Annotated in this window: 16 protein-coding genes; 7 read left to right on the top strand and 9 right to left on the bottom strand. The window is 67.3% G+C overall.

All coding sequences use genetic code 11. From position 1 onward, the window contains the following. Positions 1-31: 31 nt before the first annotated feature. Positions 32-2395: a hypothetical protein gene (locus tag E5CHR_RS19790; protein WP_162581421.1), complete on the top strand. Its 2364-nt coding sequence runs from the start codon at positions 32-34 to the stop codon at positions 2393-2395. 16 nt (positions 2396-2411) lie between these two features. Here the strand turns inward: E5CHR_RS19790 and E5CHR_RS19785 are convergent, their stop codons facing one another. The 7 genes from E5CHR_RS19785 to E5CHR_RS19755 all read right to left on the bottom strand — a co-directional run bounded on the left by E5CHR_RS19785 (position 2412) and on the right by E5CHR_RS19755 (position 8453). Continuing rightward, on the bottom strand, positions 2412-3149 hold the full coding sequence (locus E5CHR_RS19785; RefSeq protein WP_162581420.1) for an ABC transporter ATP-binding protein: 738 nt from the start codon (positions 3147-3149) through the stop codon (positions 2412-2414). After that, a complete protein-coding gene (locus tag E5CHR_RS19780; RefSeq protein ID WP_162581419.1) occupies positions 3142-3939 on the bottom strand; it encodes an ABC transporter ATP-binding protein in 798 nt (265 codons plus the stop codon). Before E5CHR_RS19780 ends, E5CHR_RS19785 begins: the two co-directional genes overlap by 8 nt. Then, entirely contained in the window at positions 3936-4958 is a 1023-nt protein-coding gene (locus E5CHR_RS19775) for a branched-chain amino acid ABC transporter permease (protein WP_162581418.1), read from the bottom strand. Before E5CHR_RS19775 ends, E5CHR_RS19780 begins: the two co-directional genes overlap by 4 nt. Next, positions 4955-5830 (bottom strand): branched-chain amino acid ABC transporter permease, encoded by an 876-nt coding sequence (locus E5CHR_RS19770; protein ID WP_232062125.1) that lies wholly within the window; start codon positions 5828-5830, stop codon positions 4955-4957. The genes E5CHR_RS19775 and E5CHR_RS19770 overlap by 4 nt, the downstream gene beginning before the upstream one ends. A 95-nt stretch (positions 5831-5925) precedes the next feature. Further along, positions 5926-7032 (bottom strand): ABC transporter substrate-binding protein, encoded by a 1107-nt coding sequence (locus tag E5CHR_RS19765; RefSeq protein ID WP_162581417.1) that lies wholly within the window; start codon positions 7030-7032, stop codon positions 5926-5928. 190 nt (positions 7033-7222) lie between these two features. Beyond that, a complete protein-coding gene (locus tag E5CHR_RS19760; protein WP_162581416.1) occupies positions 7223-7822 on the bottom strand; it encodes a DUF2889 domain-containing protein in 600 nt (199 codons plus the stop codon). Positions 7823-7898: 76 nt separating this feature from the next. Next, positions 7899-8453, bottom strand: a complete 555-nt coding sequence (locus tag E5CHR_RS19755; RefSeq protein WP_197893863.1) for a nuclear transport factor 2 family protein — start codon at positions 8451-8453, stop codon at positions 7899-7901. Positions 8454-8544: 91 nt separating this feature from the next. Between E5CHR_RS19755 and E5CHR_RS19750 the strand changes: the two genes are divergently transcribed. From E5CHR_RS19750 to E5CHR_RS19740, 3 genes are all read left to right on the top strand, one after another. Beyond that, positions 8545-9873, top strand: coding sequence for a CaiB/BaiF CoA transferase family protein (locus E5CHR_RS19750; protein ID WP_162581415.1), 1329 nt, complete (start codon positions 8545-8547; stop codon positions 9871-9873). 115 nt (positions 9874-9988) lie between these two features. Next, positions 9989-11167, top strand: a complete 1179-nt coding sequence (locus E5CHR_RS19745) for a thiolase family protein (protein WP_162581414.1) — start codon at positions 9989-9991, stop codon at positions 11165-11167. Further along, entirely contained in the window at positions 11164-11547 is a 384-nt protein-coding gene (locus E5CHR_RS19740; protein WP_162581413.1) for a Zn-ribbon domain-containing OB-fold protein, read from the top strand. The genes E5CHR_RS19745 and E5CHR_RS19740 overlap by 4 nt, the downstream gene beginning before the upstream one ends. Positions 11548-11551: 4 nt before the next feature. On the opposite strand, the gene E5CHR_RS19735 is transcribed toward E5CHR_RS19740, so the two are convergent. Beyond that, positions 11552-12793 (bottom strand): CaiB/BaiF CoA transferase family protein, encoded by a 1242-nt coding sequence (locus E5CHR_RS19735; RefSeq protein WP_162581412.1) that lies wholly within the window; start codon positions 12791-12793, stop codon positions 11552-11554. Positions 12794-12883: 90 nt separating this feature from the next. Then, the gene (locus E5CHR_RS19730; protein WP_162581411.1) at positions 12884-13672 is read right to left on the bottom strand and encodes a FadR/GntR family transcriptional regulator; all 789 of its coding nucleotides are present in this window, start codon (positions 13670-13672) and stop codon (positions 12884-12886) included. 71 nt (positions 13673-13743) lie between these two features. Between E5CHR_RS19730 and E5CHR_RS19725 the strand changes: the two genes are divergently transcribed. From E5CHR_RS19725 to E5CHR_RS19715, 3 genes are read left to right on the top strand one after another with little or no spacing between them, the layout of a single operon-like run. Beyond that, entirely contained in the window at positions 13744-14610 is an 867-nt protein-coding gene (locus E5CHR_RS19725) for a branched-chain amino acid ABC transporter permease (protein WP_162581410.1), read from the top strand. After that, positions 14610-17153 carry a branched-chain amino acid ABC transporter ATP-binding protein/permease gene (locus E5CHR_RS19720; protein WP_162581409.1) on the top strand — a complete coding sequence of 848 codons (2544 nt, stop codon included), beginning with the start codon at positions 14610-14612 and terminating at the stop codon, positions 17151-17153. Before E5CHR_RS19725 ends, E5CHR_RS19720 begins: the two co-directional genes overlap by 1 nt. 49 nt (positions 17154-17202) lie before the next feature. Beyond that, complete coding sequence (locus E5CHR_RS19715) at positions 17203-18423, top strand: ABC transporter substrate-binding protein (protein WP_162581408.1); 1221 nt, start codon at positions 17203-17205, stop codon at positions 18421-18423. The last annotated feature ends 7 nt before the right edge of the window (positions 18424-18430 follow it).

Here is an 18430-nt window from a genome sequence, read left to right as displayed (position 1 = left end):
TGGTCCGTCACACCTCCTTGGAAGGCAGCACATGAATGCATGGCGAGGTCCGCGTGGACACCGGCTCGTGGTTCTTTTCAGCGAGCGCAGCCGCGCCGCTTATGCATCTGAAGCTGCAGAGCGCAGCGAGACGTACCGTTTCGACAGCGCTTTCGGCGAGCAGCGCACCTGGCTCAAGGGTGAGTACGCCTACCTCGCCCCGAATGCGGCAGGCCTGCTGCTGGCCCGTTGCAATCTCAAGCACGACCTCGTCGAAGAAGCCTCGCTCGACGACGCCGTGCTGGCCGACTGCCGGGCACTGCTGATTCCCAATGCCGCGCATCTGGCAGACACCACCATCGCACGCATTACCCAGTGGCTGGGGCGCACCCAGGGTCGCCTGATCGTGTCGGGCAAGACCAACCTGCCGCCCGCACTGCTCGGTCTCCAGTCGATCGAATCGGTGCAGGCCGAAGGCTACACCGGCTGGCAATGGCTCGAGAACTCGCCTTTCTCGGGCCCGGCCTGGGAGCCGCTCTACGTCAGCGGCTATGCCGGCCACAGGGTGCAGCGGGTCGAGCCGGCGGCGGGCAGCCGGGTGCTGGCCGACCTGATGGCTTTCGCGGGTGACCTGAGCAATGCGCAGACCGTCCAATCGCGCCGGATCGGACCCGGCATCGTGACCACCGATCGCACGGTCTTCATTGCCAACCAGGTCTTCGAACTGATCGGCGGGATGATGCAGGCGCACCTCAATGTCGAGCCGGTGCGGCACTGGGCCAACCCGACGCATTGGGGCGACACGCTGCTCTTCTTCATTCGCCGCCTGTTGCGCGATGTCGGGCTGGCAGACCTCTGGTCGACGCGGCTGCGTGCCTTCGGCACCTACGACGGGGTGCTCTCGTTCCGGCACGACGTGCACGGCATGCGCGACTACACGATGCTCGACTACCAGCTGCAAAACCTCATCCCCGGCAGCTACGACATCGAGGACCCGGGCTTCTCCACCAACATCACCGAGCCCATGGCGAAGGATTGGGTGGCACGGACGACCCGCAACAACTTCATCGAGCCGGCACTGCACAACGACAGCTCGATCGGGGACCCGCCCACGGCCATTTACGGCACCGGTCTTTTCACGCACCTGATCAACGCCGAGAGAAGCCTGGGCTTCACGGTCTGCACCTGCGGGCGCCACGCGGGCGGCCACATGCATCCGGAAACGCTGGACGCCATGGACTACCTGTACGCGAACCACGAGAGCGTGCTGGGCATGTGCACCTTCTGCTACTACCACATGATCGAGTACGGGGTGCGCGACCCCAACGCGATGGTCGAAGGCGCGATCGGTGGCAAGGAGCTGACCTACATCACCGATTTGCGGCGCACCATCGCCACGCCGGGCATCTGGTACCCCTTTCATGCGGTGGTCACCACCGATGCCGAATGGCGGCCGATGCGCGGGTGGGATCGCACGCACGAATACGACGCGGCGTACGAACTGGTCGAAACCATCTTCGGCGGCCACAGTGCGCGCCAGCGCGGCGTCGACGATGTGCTGGAGAACGGCGTCTTCAGCTTCCAATACCACCCGGAGCTGGCGCGCGACCCGTCCGTCAACGACGGCAAGGGCTCGCTCGACTACGTGCGGTACTGCATCAACCTGGCCGAGCGCAGCAACTACTGGATCGCGACGCAGCGGGACCTCTACCAGCGCATGGCCGACTACGAGGATCTCGTCGTGCTCACGAGCGAGGATGGCATGTCGGTGACGGTGCGCAATCCCACGGCGCGGCGGATCGCCGGCATGGTGCTGGAGCAGAAGCGGCCCTTTGCGAGCGTGTGGCAAGGCGAGGACGAGCTCGTGCACGTGGCCTCTGGCGGATTCGTGACGCTGCCGCCGCTGGCGGCCGGTGCCGAGGTATCGCTGAAGTTCAGCGACCGCAGCCCCGACGAGCCATTGCTGCGCCAGCCGAGCAACAAGGGCATCGTGGTCCTGGATGCCCGGCGCATCGTGGCCGCCGGCGAGACGCGAATCACCGTCAGCGTGTGCCGTGCGCAGCCGCTGTGCGTCGAGGGCGTGGACCCGCTGGGCGCCTACCGGGTGCAGGTGGACGACGAGCCCGCACGCTATTTCGCGCCGCGCATCGTGCGCACCATCCAGGCCCAGCTGAGCAACAGCAAGACCCGCAAGGACGCAGACAAGGCGACGCTGCGCACCAAGCTCGAGGGCATCACGACCTTCCTCGACCTGATGATCCAGGGCGACGAGAACGACTTCGTCGAGCGCGCCATCCGCATCACGCGCCTGCCCGCCGAGCGCGCCGAGAAGGCGCGGGTCGCGATGCTGGCGGCGACACCGAAGAAGACCGGGCGGGTCACGCCGACCATCGAGTCGGTGCCGGCCGACGAGTGAGCCGGCGGCCGGCGGCTCAGGCCGCCGAGCCGCCCAGGTAGGCCACCTTGATGCGCGGGTCCGAGATCACCTCGGCCGCGCTCTTCATCAGGAAGAGGCGCCCCAGTTCCATGACGATGCCGGTGTCGGAGATCTGCAGCGCGCCGTGCGCGTTCTGCTCCACCACCAGCACGGTGAGGCCGTTGCTGCGCAGGGTGGCGATCGAATCGAAGATCTGGTCCTGGTTGCCCGGCGACAGGCCCAGCGAGGGCTCGTCCAGCAGCAGCAGGCGGGGTTGCGCCTCGAGCACCATCGCGGTCTCGAGCACCTGCTGCTCGCCGCCGCTGAGATTGCCTGCCAGCACCTTGAGCTTGGCACCGAGCATGGGGAACTGTTCGATCACGCGCTCCATGGCCTGCGCAACGGCGGCTCCCTTCAGCGTGTAGGCGCCGAGCTCCAGGTTCTCCCGCACCGTCATCAGCGGAAAGTTGCAGCGCCCCTGCGGCACGAAACCGATGCCGCGCCGCAGCCGCTCGCGCGAGGACAGCTGCTCGATGGCCTCTCCTGCAAAACGCAGGCTCCCGCTGAAGTGGCGGTTGAGCCCGTACACCGCCTTGAGCAAGGTCGACTTGCCGGCGCCGTTGGGGCCGATGATCGTCGTGATGCTGCCGCTGTCGATGCGGGCGCTGAAGTCGCGCACGATCGGATTGTCTCCGTAGCCGGCGGAGAGGGCATCGAATTCGAGCAGCGGCTGGCGTACCTGCGGCTCAGACATGGCCGGCCTCGGCTTCCGCGCCTTGCTTGCCGAGGTAGGCGGCGAGGACGCGCGGGTCGCTGCGGATGAGGCCAGGCGCCCCGTCCGCGATCTTGCGGCCCGATTCGAGGACGACGACGCGCTGGCAGAGATTCATGATGAAGTCGACGTTGTGTTCCACGATCACCAGCGTCACGCCCTCGGCGTTGAGCTTTCGGATCACGGTCTCGATGTGCCGCACCATGGTCGGGTTGACGCCGGCCACCGGTTCATCGAGCACCACCAGGCGCGGCCGGGCCATCATGCTCGCCGCGATCGCGAGCAGCTTGCGCTGGCCATACGAGAGGATCGCGGCGGGTGCGTCCGCATAGGCCAGCAGTCCCACGGTGTCCAGCAACTCGCGGCCCCGACGCGCGGCGGCAGCCTCCTTGTCGCGCACCGCCCGGCTGCGGCGCAACGAAGCGAGCCACCCGCAGCCGTCGCTCTCCTGCGCGGCAACGCGCAGGTTGTCGAGCAGGCTCATGTCGTCGTAGGCGCGCACCGTCTGGAAGGTGCGCGTGAGGCCGGCACGCGCGATCCTGTGCGGCAACAGGCCGGCCAGCGGCTTGCCCTCGAGGAACCATTCGCCTTCATCGGCACGCTGAAAGCCGCTGATGCAGTCGATGCTGGTGCTCTTGCCCGATCCGTTGGGGCCGATGAGTCCCACGATGGAGCCGGCTTCGACCTGGTAGTCGAGGCGGTCCACGGCCGTGAGGCCCAGGTAGCGCTTGGTGAGGCCGCGCACTTCCAGCAGGGGTGGATTCGTGCTCACTGGCCTGGCTCCGGAAGGCGCTTGCCTGCGCTGGTCCGGTCGGCCGGATCGCCGTAGGGGCGGTTGCGCCAGCGCGCGATGCGCCGCCGCTCGAACCAGCCGCCGATGCCGCCCGGAAACACCAGCATGGCCGCGATGAGGATCAGGCCGTAGAGCACCATGCGCAGGTCGGTGGTGAAGCGCAGCAGGTCGGGCAGTGCCGACAGGACGGCGGTCGCGAAGAGCACGCCCCAGAAGCTGCCTGGCCCGCCGAGGATGACCATGATCAGCATGGTTTCGGTGTAGTAGAAGTCGAACAGCGACGGGTCGGCAATGGTCAGGTAGAAGACGAAAAAGGCCCCCAGCACGCCGGCCAGGAAGGCCGACAGCGTGACGGCGAGCAGCTTGTAGCCGAGTGGATTGATGCCCTGCGATTGCGCCAGCGGCTCGTTCAGCTTGATGGCGCGCAGCGCGCGGCCCAGGCGCGAGCTCACCACCAGGTAGATCAGCGCATGGCTCAGCACCGCGAAGCCCATCAGCAGGTAGTAGAAGTCCGAGGGCTTGTTCAGCCGCCAGTGGATGCCGCCCGGCAGGTCGAGCGAGGGCACCGGGAGGCCCGGGATGCCCATCGCGCCACGCGTGAGCGACACCCAGTCGCGAGAGACGATCATGCAAAGCAGCGCGAAGCTCAGCGTCACGATCGCGAAGGCGTGGCGCGACAGCCGCAGCGACGAGTAGCCGATGCCCAGGCCCACGGCCGCCGCCAGCGCCCCGCCTGCCAGCGCGCCCCACCAGAGCGACCAGTCCAGTTCGGTGACCGTCAGGGCCGCCGTGTAGGCACCCAGGCCGAAGAAGCCCACCTGCGCGAAGGAAAGCAGGCCGGTGTAGCCGTACACCAGGTTGAGTCCGCCCGAGAGCACGGAGAAGGCAGCGAAGCTGACACCGAGCGCCAGCAGGTATTCATTGGCGGTGAAGGAGGGCAGGGCGAACAGCGCCAGCAGCCCGGCCGCCACGGCCAGCCATGCGACCGGCCGCGTCATACGCGAACCCCGCGGCCGAAGAGTCCCTCGGGCTTGATGAGCAGGATGAGGATCATGGCGCCGAAGGCGAAGCCGTCGACCATCACCTGTGGCAGGAAGCCGCCGATCAGGCTTTCGAGGACGCCGAGCGAAACGGCGGCGATCGCTGCGCCCGAGACGTTCCCGAGCCCGCCGATGATGATGATCGCGAAGGCCTTGAACACGAACGCGAATCCCATCAGCGGATGCACCGCGTAGATCGGAGCGAGCGCCGCGCCGGCGAGGCCGGACAGCCCGATGCCGATGGCGACCGCCAGCCTCGAGACCGCGCGTGCGTCGATGCCCACCATGGTCGCGGCCTCGCGGTTCTGGGCCACGCCGCGCATGGCCTTGCCGACCTGCGTGCGGTGAAGGATCAGGTAAAGCATCACGAAGGCGGCGAGCCCGAGCCCCAGCGCGAACAGCCGCAGCAGCGGCACCCGGACGTCGCCGAGCACCACGTTGGCGTAGGTGTAGCTGCTCTGCAGCATCTTGGGCGTGGTGGTGAAGAGGTAGACGGCGCCGTTCTGCAGCACCATCGACAGGCCGAGAGTCAGCAGGATGCTCCGCTCGAAGCTCTGGCCGCTGACGGAGCGCAGCAGCGCCTCGTACAGCACGTAGCCCAGGCAGACGGCAGCCAGCACCACGGCGATGATGGTGGGCCAGTAGCCGATGCCGAGCTGGCCCGCCAGGAAGTACGCCAGCATCGCGCCCAGCATGTAGAACTCGCCGTGCGCGAAGTTCACTATTTCCAGCACGCCGAAGATGAGCGACAGGCCCATGGCGATCAGCGCGTAGATCACGCCGATGACCAACCCGTTGATGAGGAGTTGAATGAGAAAGCTGAGTTCCACGCGTTGCCTGTTCGCCTCGCGGCGCGATGGGAAGAGTGGCCGGGCGCAGTGCCGGATGGCGCGCGACGAGCCCCTCGCTCCTGATCAGTCCAGCTTCAGGTCTTGCTGAAACCGAGCACCACGACCTTGCCGCCCTGGATGCCGAGGATCACGGCATTGTTGTGCACCAGGTTGTTGGCGTCGAACTCCAGCGTCGCGCCGAGGATCGACGGGTACTTGGTTTTCGTCAGCGCCTCGCGCACGGCCGCCGGCTCGGTGCTGCCTGCGCGCTTGATCGCGTCGATCAGGATGCGGGTGGTCTCGTAGGACTCGAAGCCCACCAGGATGGGCGCCTCGCCGTTCTTCTTGCGGTACGCCTCGACAAAGGCCTTGTTGGCCGGCAGGTCCACGTTCAGGTCGTACGGCTGCACGGCCACGGTGCCGTCGAGCGTGCCGCTGGCGAGGATTTCCTTGGGCACCTGGTCGACCAGCACGCGGCCCGTGAGCGGAATGCCGGCGCCCATGGCGTGCCATTGGCGCATCGCGTTCTGGAAGTCGGCATCGATGGCGTACATCGCAACCATCGACGGCTTCTTCGACTTGATCTTGGCGAGCAGCGTGCTGAAGTCAGCCGTGCCCTTCTGGTAGAAGTCGACGCTCGCCAGCTTCAGGTTGTGCTTCTTCAGCGCACTCTCGAAACCCGAGGAGCCGGCGCGGCCGAAGTCGGTGTCCTCGCCCACGAAGGCGATGTTGCCGGCCTTGCCGTCCTTCGCGAGCCAGGTCACCAGCGCGTCGAGCATGCTGGCGTCGGTGGGGTTCACCTTGAAGGTCCACTTGTTGCCGCCCACGCCCGACTTCTCGGCAATCGAGGTGGCGGACGCATTGGCCACCACGAACGGGATCTCGGCCCGCTCGACGAGCGGCATGATGGCGAGCGCCACCGAGCTGCACAGGCCGTCGAGGATCGCGACGTATTTTTTGTCGGAGATCATCTTGGTGACGCTCTTGACGGCCTCCGCCGGGTTGCAGCGGTTGTCCTGAAAGTCGATCTCGATCTTGCGGCCGAGCACGCCGCCCGCCGCATTGGCCTCGGCGATGGCGAGTTCGGAGCCCCAGCGCGAATGCTGCCCGAAGGTGGAAACCCCGCCGGTGAGCGGGATGGAGGAACCGATGACGATGGGTGCGCCGGTCGTCTGGGCTGCGGCCCCGAGAGACAGGGTCAAGACGAGCGAGGCGAGGAGGCGATGAAGAGGTCTCAAAGGTTCCACCTACAGTTCTGAAGAAGTTGAAAGCAAGGTCCGAGCCTGCGACAGAGGTTGCGAACTTGCGTTCACATTCATCAGATGATAGTAAAGAACTCATTTCGCGCAACGAGGGATAGCCTGAAGCCGAAGCAACGACAGGCGCTGCCGGTCACTTCGAAGCTGGAGGGCGGTAGCCTGCGAACTTCGGCGCCACCCGCTTGACCACGGCGCCGTCGAAATCCCATGCAATGCACTGCCCGAAGGCCGCCGGCGGCTTGTCGCCGGCATAGACATCCTCGCCCCGGTCCCGCTTGCCCATCGTGATGTCGTGCATCACGGTCTGGAACGCGGTTGTCGCCATGGGCGGCAGCAGCTCGCGCAGGTGCGTGCAGCCCGCGATGCCGCCGGCAGCCTCGTCGATGGCCTTGCGCCAGCCGCGCATCAGCGATGCGCCGACCAGGCCCTGGAGCGGTGCCGCGCCCCCATGGCATTCGGCGAAAGGCGTGTGCGGCATGGCCACCTGGATCGCCCGCACCGTCATCTGGGCATCCACGGTGAGCCTGATCTTCATGTTGTGCACCGGTGTGCCGGCCGCGCGCGCTTGGCCCTCTGACGAGACGTAGTCGTAGTTCTTCCGGTCCAGCAATTCGCCCTCGATGTCCCACATGCCGTCCGAGCGGCGCCAGCCCTGCATCTCGATTCGGCGGGTGTGGAGCGGTACTCGCCCCGGTTCGGCGGGCGGAAGGTCGGCGGTGGTGGCGAAGCTCATCTTTGCGGAGGGGAAATGCGTGGGAGGAAGAAAAGCTGCGCCGTCGCCTTGCGGCTGAAGACACCGCAGCGGAACATCAGTTGGTGCTCCAGTTCAGCATCTCGGCTTCTGCCTGGCTGGCCGCTTTCTCGACCCAGTCGGGCGACGCCTGGCAAGCGCCCATTCGGGCGGGAGGGCTGTCGGCGGGCACCGCGTCGATGCGCAGGCGCGTCAGGCGCAGAAAGCAGATCTTCCATTCGCTGCCGACCTTGCGGTATTGCTCTTCGTAGTGGCCGTAGCCGCGAAAGCCCTTCGAACCGGGCGCTTCCTTGACGGCGCCGCCGTCCTGCCACTCGACGAAATCCTCCATCGCCCACACGCCGGTGGCCGTGGTCGAGCTGGTCAGGACCAGCTCGGGCTGGTGCACGTGGTGCACCGAGATGGTGGGGCCCAGGCGCGTGGAGACACCCTGGACGAAGGTGGCCACGTCGGCGCCGGGCGGCGCGGAGCCGAGACCCTCGAAGCTGCAGTCGTCGGTGAACACCGAGGGCAGGCGGTCCCACTGCTTCGTGTCGATGTAGCGGCAATAGCGCGCCTTGAGCTGTGCGATCTGCTCGAAGCTCAGGAGGTGGTAGCGGGCATCGATGTCCATGGATGTCCTCGGCGAGGGTTGACGGAAGGTGCTGCGAAAGTATAATGGTCTAACCAATGGAAAACAACGCCGCAGGCCGGAAGAACCCCTCATGAGCACGCCCACCACCGCGACGAACTTCGACAGCTTCAAGGACCTGCCCCTGCACAAGCCCCGCCCGGCCGGTGCTCCGACGGCACTGGAGGGAATCCGCGTGGTGGACTTCACGCACTTCATTGCCGGCCCCTACGCCACCACCATCATGGCCGAGATGGGCGCCGACGTGATCAAGGTCGAGACCCCCGGCCGCGGCGACGAGTTCCGCCACTATCCGCCCCTGCATCCCCAGTTGCCCGCGCAAGGCGCGCCTCACATGTGGACCAACCGCAACAAGCGCAGCGTCGCAGTCAACCTGAAGAACGAGGAAGGGCTGGCCGTCGTGCGCGAGCTGATCCGCCATGCCGACGTCGTGGCGGAGAACTTTTCCACCGGCGTGATGGACCGGTTCGGGCTCGACTACGAGAGCGTGAAGAAGATCAACCCGCGCATCGTCTACCTCTCCGTCTCCGCCTACGGCCGCGAAGGCGAGTTCGCCGACCGCCTCGGCTTCGACCCCATCGCCCAGGCGGAAAGCGGCTTTATCTCCATGAATGGCTATCCCGATCGGCAGGGCGTCCGCACGCTGTCTCCGGTGATCGATATCAGCACCGCGATGATGGCGTGCAATGCGATCCTGGCTGCGCTGCTCGCGCGTGGCCGCACCGGGGAAGGGCAGTACATCGAAGTGGGGCTGTTCGACAACGCCGTGCTGATGACGGGCTACGCCGCCATGCAGCACATGTTCTCCGGCGCGGATCCCCAGCGGCACGGCAACACGAGCCCCGACACGTGCCCCTCTGGCGTCTTCGAGTCGAAGGACAAGCCTTTCTACATCAACTGCGGCAACGACAAGATCTTCCATCGGCTCGCCTCGCAGGTTCTCGAGCGGCCCGACCTTGCCGATGATCCGGTCTACAAGGACCGCAACGGGCGCATTGCCAAACGCGCAGAAATCTTCGGCATCCTCGAGGACCTGTTCAAGCAGCAGCCGTGGGAGTACTGGCAGCCGCGCATGCGCGCCGCGCAGATCCCGTGCGGCGAGGTCCGCACCGTCGGCGCTGCCCTGCGCTCGAAGGAAGCGCAGGCGCGCGAACTGGTCACGCGCATCGAGCACCCGGTGGTGGGCTGGATGCCGAACGTGCGCATGCCCTTCCGCTTTTCCGAGACGCCTACGGTCGACCCGAAGCCGGCGCCGGCGGTCGGCCAGCACACGGACGAAGTGCTCGGCGAAGTGCTCGGCTACGACGCCGCGAAGCTGGCGCAGCTGCGTGACAACGGCGCGCTGAGCGCCACCGAGCCCAAGAAGGCGCACGTGCCGGCAGAGCAACCGGCGGTCGCCTGACGCCCAGGACGCCATCCGGACGCAGGCGTGCAGGATATGGCGGCCGACGGTGCCGACGTGCTCGACGCGCTGCCGGACTCGGGTGGATGCGCGTGACTCAACACCAGGAGACCCGATGCCTTTTCTGACAGACCGCGGCGTGGCCATCGCCGGCTACGCCGAAACCAAACTCGTCCGCCGCAGCGGCCGGACCGCGCTGTCGCTCGCTGGAGAAGCGGTGGACGCGGTGCTGAAGCAGGCCGGCATCGAACGCGATCGCATCGACGGCTTCGCGACCACCCTGTCGATGTCGGAAGGGGGCAACCCGTTCTACAGCAACCTGCTTGCCGAGGGACTGGGCCTGTCGGTGTCGTGGTGCCAGGCGACCGAGATCGGCGGAGCCTCGGCGGGCGGCAACATCATCCGCGCCGCAATGGCGATCGAGGCCGGCCTGTGCGAGATGGTGCTGTGCGTGGCCACGGATGCGGTGTCCACGGTCGATCGGTCGTTGCAGTCAGGTCACCGGACGGAGTATTGCGATCCCGCCGGCTATGCTGGGCCGCTCACCGCCTTTGCCCTTCTCAGCAACGTCTACGACCAGCGCTACGGCCTGCCGCACGATGCCCTGGCGAAGCTCGCCGTCACGCAACGCAACGGCGCGCTGCTGAACCCGAACGCCTGCGACGTGCTGCGCAAGCCGCTCACTGAACGCGACTACCTCGATTCGAAAGTGGTGTCCGATCCCCTGCGCATGCTCGATTGCGTCATGCGTTGCGACGGTGCCAGCGCGGTGCTGGTCACCTCGAGCAAGCTGGCCAGGCAGCTTGGCCTGAAGATGGCGCATCCAATCGGCTACGCCGAGCGCATCAACTTCGACCCGCGGGAAGAGTGCGGCGACATGCTGCGCACCGGCTTCAGCGAAGTCGCGCCGCGCGCCTTCCGGCAGGCGGCCATGCGCCCGCGCGACGTGAAGATGCTGCACTGGTACGACGACTTCCTGATCGCGCTGATCCTGCAGCTCGAACAGACGGGGTTTTGCGAAGCGGGGCAGGGCGGCGCGTTCGTGGCGGCGCACGACTTCAACATCGGCGGCGACTTGCCGCTGAACACCAGCGGCGGCCAGATCTCGGCGGGCCAGCCCGGCCTCGCCGGTGGCGGCGTGAACCTGGTGGAGTGCATCCGCCAGCTGTTCGGCGAAGCCGGCGAACGCCAGGTGAAGGACCACGGCAACGCAATGCTCACCGGCATCGGCGTCATCCAGTACGCCCGCACCTGGGGCACGAGCAGCGTGATGCTGCTGGAGCGAGGGCAATGAACACACACCTGACCGATATCAGCGCGCCGTTCTGGAACGGGTTGCGCGAGCGCAAGCTGATGCTGCAGTTCGACAACGCGACCGGGCGCGCGCAGTTTTATCCGCGGCCACAAAGCCTTTTCAGCGAGAGCGGCGTGCAGTGGAGACCGGCCTCGGGGCGCGGAGCGATCTTCGCGCTGACCCACAGCCGCGTCGCACCCCCCGCACTCGAAAAGCTCGTGCCGTATGCCCTGGCGCTGGTACAGCTGGCCGAAGGGCCGCGCGTGCTGGCGCGCATCGATGCGCCCTACGGCAGCCTGGCCATCGGCCAGGCCGTCGCCATCGACTGGGACAGCACCGGCGAGGGCTTCCCCGTGTTCAAGCCGGCATCGGCCAGCTGATCGCCTACGCGTTCGACGCGCCGAACGCGCCTGCTTTCGCCGCCGCCTCCAGCCGCGCCGCATCGAACCCGAGCACCCGTTCCAGCACTTCCCTGGTGTGCTGGCCCAGGACGGGCGCGGCAACCGGCGCCACCACGGGGGTATCGCTGAAGCGCATCGGGCCGGCGATGTTCGGCACCTTGCCCGCCGTCGGATGCGGAATCTCGGTGACCAGCCCGCGTGCCTTCGTCTCGGGCGACACCAGCGCCTCCTCGATGGTCCGCACGGCACCGGCCGGCACGCCGCAATCGCGCATCTTCGCCAGCCAGTGCTCGCGCGGCTGCGTCGCGAACAGGTCGCGCAAGAGCCCCACGAGTCGCGCCTGGTGCGCCATCCGGCCGGGCGGCTTCATCAGTTCCGGGTCGTCCGCGATTTCCGGCATGCCCGCGACGTCGCGGAAGACGCGCTGGAAGGTAGGGGTGCTCGAGCAGACCAGGAAGAACGGCTTGTCGCTGGCCTGGAACACGCCCGTCGGCACCGTGTCGGCGCTGCCGTTGCCCACGCGCTGGTACTGCACGCCGCTGAACAGGTGCTGCGCGGCGACGTAGCCGATCATCATCATCGCGGTGTCGTACAGCGCCACCTCGACGCGCTGCCCCTTGCCCGTGCGGTAGCGGGCGACCACGGCCTGCAGGATTGCGTTGCTTGCCATCATGCCGGCCGAGAGGTCCATCACCGACGAGCCGCTGCGCACCCCCTCGCGGTCGGGGTAGCCGTTCATCGACAGGAAGCCGCTTTCGGCCTGCACCACCGGATCGAAACCGAGCCGATCGGCGAGCGGGCCCTCTCGGCCGTACGCCGAGACGGCGCAATAGACCAGGCGCGGGTTGCGCGCGGCAAGCGTTTCCCAGCCCAGGCCCAGCTTCTGCATCACCTTTCCGGAAAAGTTCTCGACGACGACATCGGCCTGGTCGACCAGCGCGAGCGCGATCTCGCGGCCCGCTTGCGACTTGAGGTCGAGCGCGACGCTCTGCTTGTTGCGGTTCACCCATAGGAACGGTGGACCTTCGCCGCCCAGCCGCGGCTCCGGAGGCTGGAAGTGCCTGAACTCGTCGCCGCGCAACGCGTTCTCGATCTTGATGACGTCGGCCCCGCCGTCGGCGAGGATCATCGTGGCGGTGGGCCCTGCCAGGAAATGGGTGAAGTCGACGACGCGCAGTCCCGCGAGGGGGCCTGCGGACGCGTGCTGCGATCGGAGTTCGGGCATTGCGGTAAAGAATTAAAATGGTTGGACCAAACTCCCAGTGTGGCCCAGTTTCTCGTCTGGACGCAAGACCGGGCCGCCCCACCCGCACACTCACTCCCTTCGCGACACCGGCTCCCCGGGCTTGAGGCCCCTCGCCATCACGAGATAGCCGCGGTGCAGCTTGCGCAGCGAGCTGGTCATTTCGGCTACTGCGGCTTCGCCATCCCGCGCGCGCAGGTGCCTGAGCAGCCGCCTTCGCGACGGCAAGGTGTGCGTGGGCCACTCCTGCGGGCCGATGGCCTTGACGAACTGGCGGGTAATTTCCATCACGCCTTCCATGGCCGCGATCAGGATCGGGTTGCGCGTGGCCTTGGCAAGCAGCATGTGAAACGCCTGGTGGTAAGCCGTGCGTGCGGCGAAGTCGCCGCTGGCGTGGGCCCGCGCTGCCGCCGCGACGTTCTCTTCCAGCCCGTCGATTTCGTCGTCGGTGATGCGCTCCACCGCCATCCGGATCACCGCGGCGCTGATCGAAATGCGCGCGTCCGTCAGGTGCTCCGGCGTGATCGCGCCGAGGAAGTACAGGTCGCGCATGCCGTTGACCACTGCGTTCGAGCTGCCCTCCAGCACGAACGCGCCGCCCGTCGCACCGAGCCGCAGCTCGATCAGCCCCGACAGCTCCAAGGCGCGCAGTGCCTCACGCATGGTGTTGCGGCTGACGCCATAGAGCGCTGCCAGTTCCCGCTCCGGCGGCAGCTTGTCGCCCGGCTTGAGCTTGCCCTCCGAGATGATCCGGCGCAGCTGGGCCGCTACCTCCTGGAAGATCCGCTGCGGCGCGACAGGCGCGACTTGCAGTTCGACCCGCGGCTGGGCGGTGCGGCGACCGGGTTTCGACGGGGTCATGGGCGTCCTGGTGTGGTGGCGGTATGGAAAGCCGCTATTGTCAATGGTCCAGCCAATGATATATTGGACAAATGATCGACGTGATCCTTTCCCAATCCGTCAACGGCCTCGTGCTTGGGTTCCTGTTCATCCTGATCTCGATCGGCCTGTCGATCGTGTTCGGGCTGCTCGGAATCGTCAACGTGGCCCATGGCGCATTCTTCGCGCTCGGAGCCTACTTCGCCCTGACGCTGCAGCAGCAGTTCGGCTGGCCCGCTGTCATCCTCGCACCTGTCGGGGTCGGCATCGTGGGCATGGTGGTCGAGGTGCTGCTGGTGCGGCGGCTCTACGGCAAGGACCCGCTCATGACGCTGGTCCTCACCTTCGCGCTGTCGCTGTTCATCGAATCGATCATCCGCACGGTGTGGGGCTCCAGCACGCAGCCGCTCATGCCGCCGGCGGTGTTCCAGGGCTTCATCGAGTACGGCCCGGTCCTGACCACGACATACCGCGCCGCCGTGCTCGGCATCACGGTAGCGCTGCTCCTCGGGCTCTGGGCCTTTCTCTCGTTCACGCCCTACGGCCGCATCCTGCGTGCCGGCAGCCGCGACCCGCAGATGGTGGGCATGCTGGGGATCAACCTGCCGCGCGTGCTGACCGGCGCGTTCGGCGTGGGCTGCATGCTGGCGGGTGCGGCGGGCGTGCTGGCCGGACCACTGTGGTCCGTCACGCCCGGCATGTCGTCGCAGGCGATCATGCCGGCCTTCGTCATCGTCACCATCGGTGGGCTCGGCTCCTATGGCGGGGCGGTCATTGCCGGCTTGCTCGTCGGCCTTACCACTGCGATGACGACGCAGTTCTATCCTGCCGCTGCTGGCGTCGCCATGTACCTCCTGATGGCCGCCATCCTGCTCGTGCGCCCGCGCGGCCTGTTCGGCGAGCACTGGGAGCACTTTTGATGAAAGCCATCGTGCGACACCCGGTCGTGCAGGTTGCGGCCGTGCTGCTGCTTCTGAGCCTGGCAACCTTGTTCACCCACCTCCCGCTCGGGCGCGTGACGCAGATCGCGATCTATGTGCTGTACGCAGCCGGCATCGCCGTGTTGATCGGCTATCTCGGGCTCGTTCCCTTCGGCGGCTCGGTGTTCTTCGGCGTCGCGGGGTATGCCGCGGCGCTCTCGGCGCTGCACTGGTTCAAGTCCGGCAGCGAATTTTTCGGCCTGGCGTTCGCGGTGCTGTTCGCGGTGGTGGTTGCGCTGCCCGTGGGTGCGTTGATCCTCCGCCGCAAAGGCCTGTACTTTTCTCTGCTCACGCTGGCGTGCGCACAGATCTGCTACGAGATCGCCTACAAGTGGACGGAGATGACCGGCGGGGAGAACGGCCTGCAGCGCGTGCCGCGGCCCGTGCTGGAGTCGGCGCTGGCGTATCACGTCTTCGTGGTGGCGGTGGTGCTCGTCGGCATCGGCCTGCTCTGGCGCCTGGCCCACTCGCCGCTGGGACGCCTGCTCCAGGCGATTCGCGACAACGAGCAGCGCGTGGCCAGCCTCGGCTACGACACGTACCGCGTGAAGCTCGCCGCGTTCACGATTTCCGCAGCCGTCACCGGCCTGGCCGGGGGGCTGCTCACTTTCTTCATGCGCGGTGTCTATGCCAACTCGCTCAGCTGGGAGCATGCGGCGGATGCCGTGCTGATGCTGGTGCTCGGCGGCGTGCACCACCTCATGGGCGCGGTGTGGGGCGCCATCCTCTTCATCGTGCTGGAGGACCAGCTCGGCGCCCTGTTGAACAACTGGTGGCTGGTGTTCGCGCCGGTGCTGATGGCAGTGGTGCTCGTGGCGCCGGAAGGGATCCACGGCCTGTTCCGCCGCATCGCCGGACGGCGCGGCTGGACCCTGACGCGCCCCGGCATCCCACCGCGCCCGGCGACGATCCGGCCTTACGCGCCGCTGGCGCAGCTCGCCACGCGCGCCGGCGAGCCGCTGTTGTCGGTGCGCGGCATGACCAAGAGCTTTGGCTCGCTGAAGGTCGCTTCGGGCTACGACTTCGACGTCTTCCCGCACCAACTGCACAGCTTCATCGGGCCCAACGGCGCCGGCAAGACGACGTTCTTCCACATGCTGAGCGGCGTGCTGAATCCCGACCACGGCGTGGTGCGCTTCCTGGGCCGCGACATCACGCGCCTGCCGATGCACAAGCGCATCCGGCTCGGGCTGGCGCGCTCGTTCCAGATCGTCAGCGTGTTCACCAACCTCACGGCGTTCGAGAACGTGCGCATTGCCGTGCAGGCCACGCAGCCCGGCTCGCACGCGTTCTGGCGCGACGCGCACGGTGACGAGCGCACCAATGCCCGCACCTGGTCCATCCTCGCGGCCGTCGGGCTGGACGCGAAAGCCGCGGCGCTGTGCACCGACCTGTCCCACGGCGAGCGGCGGCTGCTGGAAATCGGCATCACGCTGGCTACCGAGGCCAAGCTGCTGCTGCTCGACGAGCCGCTGGCGGGGCTCGGCGAAGCGGACCGCCAGCGCGTGTCCGCAATCATCTCGGCCCTGGCGCGTTCGCATGCGGTGCTGCTGATCGAACACGACATCGACCGCGTGCTGGCGATGTCGGACCGCATCACCGTGCTGCACCAGGGCCGCCTGATCGCCGACGGCAAGCCCGCGGAGGTCGCCGCGAATCCGGAGGTGGTCAAGGCGTACCTCGGCGCCGCGCCCGGGTCCGTGCACGCGGCGCCCGCACCGAGGGCCGCAGCCGGGGCAGGGGCGCCGCTGCTCGAAGTGAACGGGCTGGCCGCAGGCTATGGGGGCGGCCGCATCCTCGATGGCGTGTCGCTGCAGATCTCCGAAGGCGAGGCGTTGGCGCTGCTGGGGCGCAACGGCGTGGGCAAGACGACGCTGCTGCGCGCGCTGTTCGGCATGCTGCCCGCCGATGAGGGCGAAGTGCGCTGGGTGGGCCACTCGATCCGCGGCCTGCGCCCGTTCGAGATCAACCGGCGTGGGATCGCCATGGTTCCCGAAGGCCGCCGGCTGTTCCCGAACCTCACGGTGGTGGACAACCTGCTGATCGCCATGCGCCCTGGCGGCATGGCGCTGGAGGAAGTGTTCGAGCTGTTCCCGCGCCTGCGCACGATCCAGAAGTCGCGCGCCGAGAGCATCTCCGGCGGCGAGCGCCAGATGGTTGCCATCGCACGCGCGCTGGTCGCCCCGGCCCGGCTGATCCTGCTCGACGAGCCGTTCGAAGGGCTCGCGCCCGCCGTCGTCAACGAAGTGATGGCGGCCATCCTGAAGCTGCGCGGCCGCGTGGCGATGGTGCTGGTCGAACACCATGCCGAGCAGGTGCTGTCCATCGTCGACCGCGCTTGCGTGCTGGTCAACGGCAAGGTGGCGTGGGAGGGCCATGCCGCCACGCTGGCTGCCGACGCCGCCCTGCAGGCCAGGTTGCTGGGCCTGGTGGAACACGACGAATCCGCACCGCCCGTACGAACCGAGATCCTGGCCGCCTGAAGGCGGCCGGCAGAGCATTCCCGCATCGACCAACCCGAGGAGACCTCCCATGTCGAAGACCGCATCGGCGTTCAATCGCCGCCACATCCTCCAGGCCGCCGGCGGCGCAGCTGCCGCCATCGCGGCGCCGCCCCTGTTTGCGCAGTCGGGCGGCACCATCAAGCTCGGCTCGCTGCTGCCGCGGCAAGGGCCTTTCGCGCTCCAGGGCGAGGCCACCACGATGGGCATCAAGGTGGCGCTCGACCAGGCGAACCACAGCGTCATCGGGCGCAAGGTGGAGTGGGTGGCCTATGACGAACCGAACCCGCTCGGGGCGCAGCAGAACATGCAGAAGCTCGCGCAGGAGGACAAGGTGGCGGCTGTCATCGGCGGCAGCAACAGCGCCACGGGCCTGGCCATCGCCTCGGTGGCCGCGCAGCAGAAGATGCCGACGATCATCAGCGCCGCACTGGCCAAGGAGATCACCGGCAAGAACTGCAATCGCTACGTGTTCCGCAACAACGGCACCCCGATCGTCTATGCACGCCTGCTCGCCCAGCAGCTGTTGCCGCGCGGCAAGAAGTGGTACTTCCTTGTGGGCAACTACGCCTATGGCCACGAGGCCTACCAGATGCTCAAGTCGGAGCTGCTCGCGGCCGGCGGCCAGGACGTGGGCATGGACGCCGCGTCCGTCGGCACCACGGACTTCAGCTCGATCATCCTGAAGATCCGCCAGGCCCGGCCCGACGTGATCGCACTGGGCATCGCCGGCACCGACCTCACCGCGTTCCTCAAGCAATACGACGAGTTCGGCATGCGCGGCAAGATCCCGCTGGGCAGCCTGACGATCGGTGACGAGGAGATCTGGGCGCAGCCGAATCCAAGCGGGATCATGGGCAAGTACTGGCACTTCAACAATCCGCAGAACTCGCCGGAGGAACGGGCGCTGAACCAGACGGTGCTGAAAGCCACGGGCCGGCCCGCCTCGCAAAGCTGCGCACAAGGCTGGATTTGCGCACGCATGATCCTGGCGGCGATCGAGAAGGAAGGGTCCGCCGAACCGGCTGCCATCGTCCGCGGGCTCGAGACCGTGCGTCCCGCGGGCGTCCCCGGCTACTTCCGCGAATGGGATCACCAGTTCATCACGCGCCTCGTTTGCACCGAAGTGAGGGAGAAGGTGACCGACAAGTACGACGCCCTGCGAATCATCGGCAAGCCGATGACGCCGCAGGAGATGGAGCCGCTGTACGGCTCGAAGGAAGAAGTCGGCTGCACGCTGGGCAGCCTGTGAGCGGCGG

It is taken from the genome of Variovorax sp. PBS-H4 (assembly GCF_901827205.1).
GTDB lineage: Bacteria > Pseudomonadota > Gammaproteobacteria > Burkholderiales > Burkholderiaceae_C > Variovorax.
Note: the sequence above shows the minus strand (reverse complement) of the source record. Positions and strands in the feature narration are given on the sequence as shown.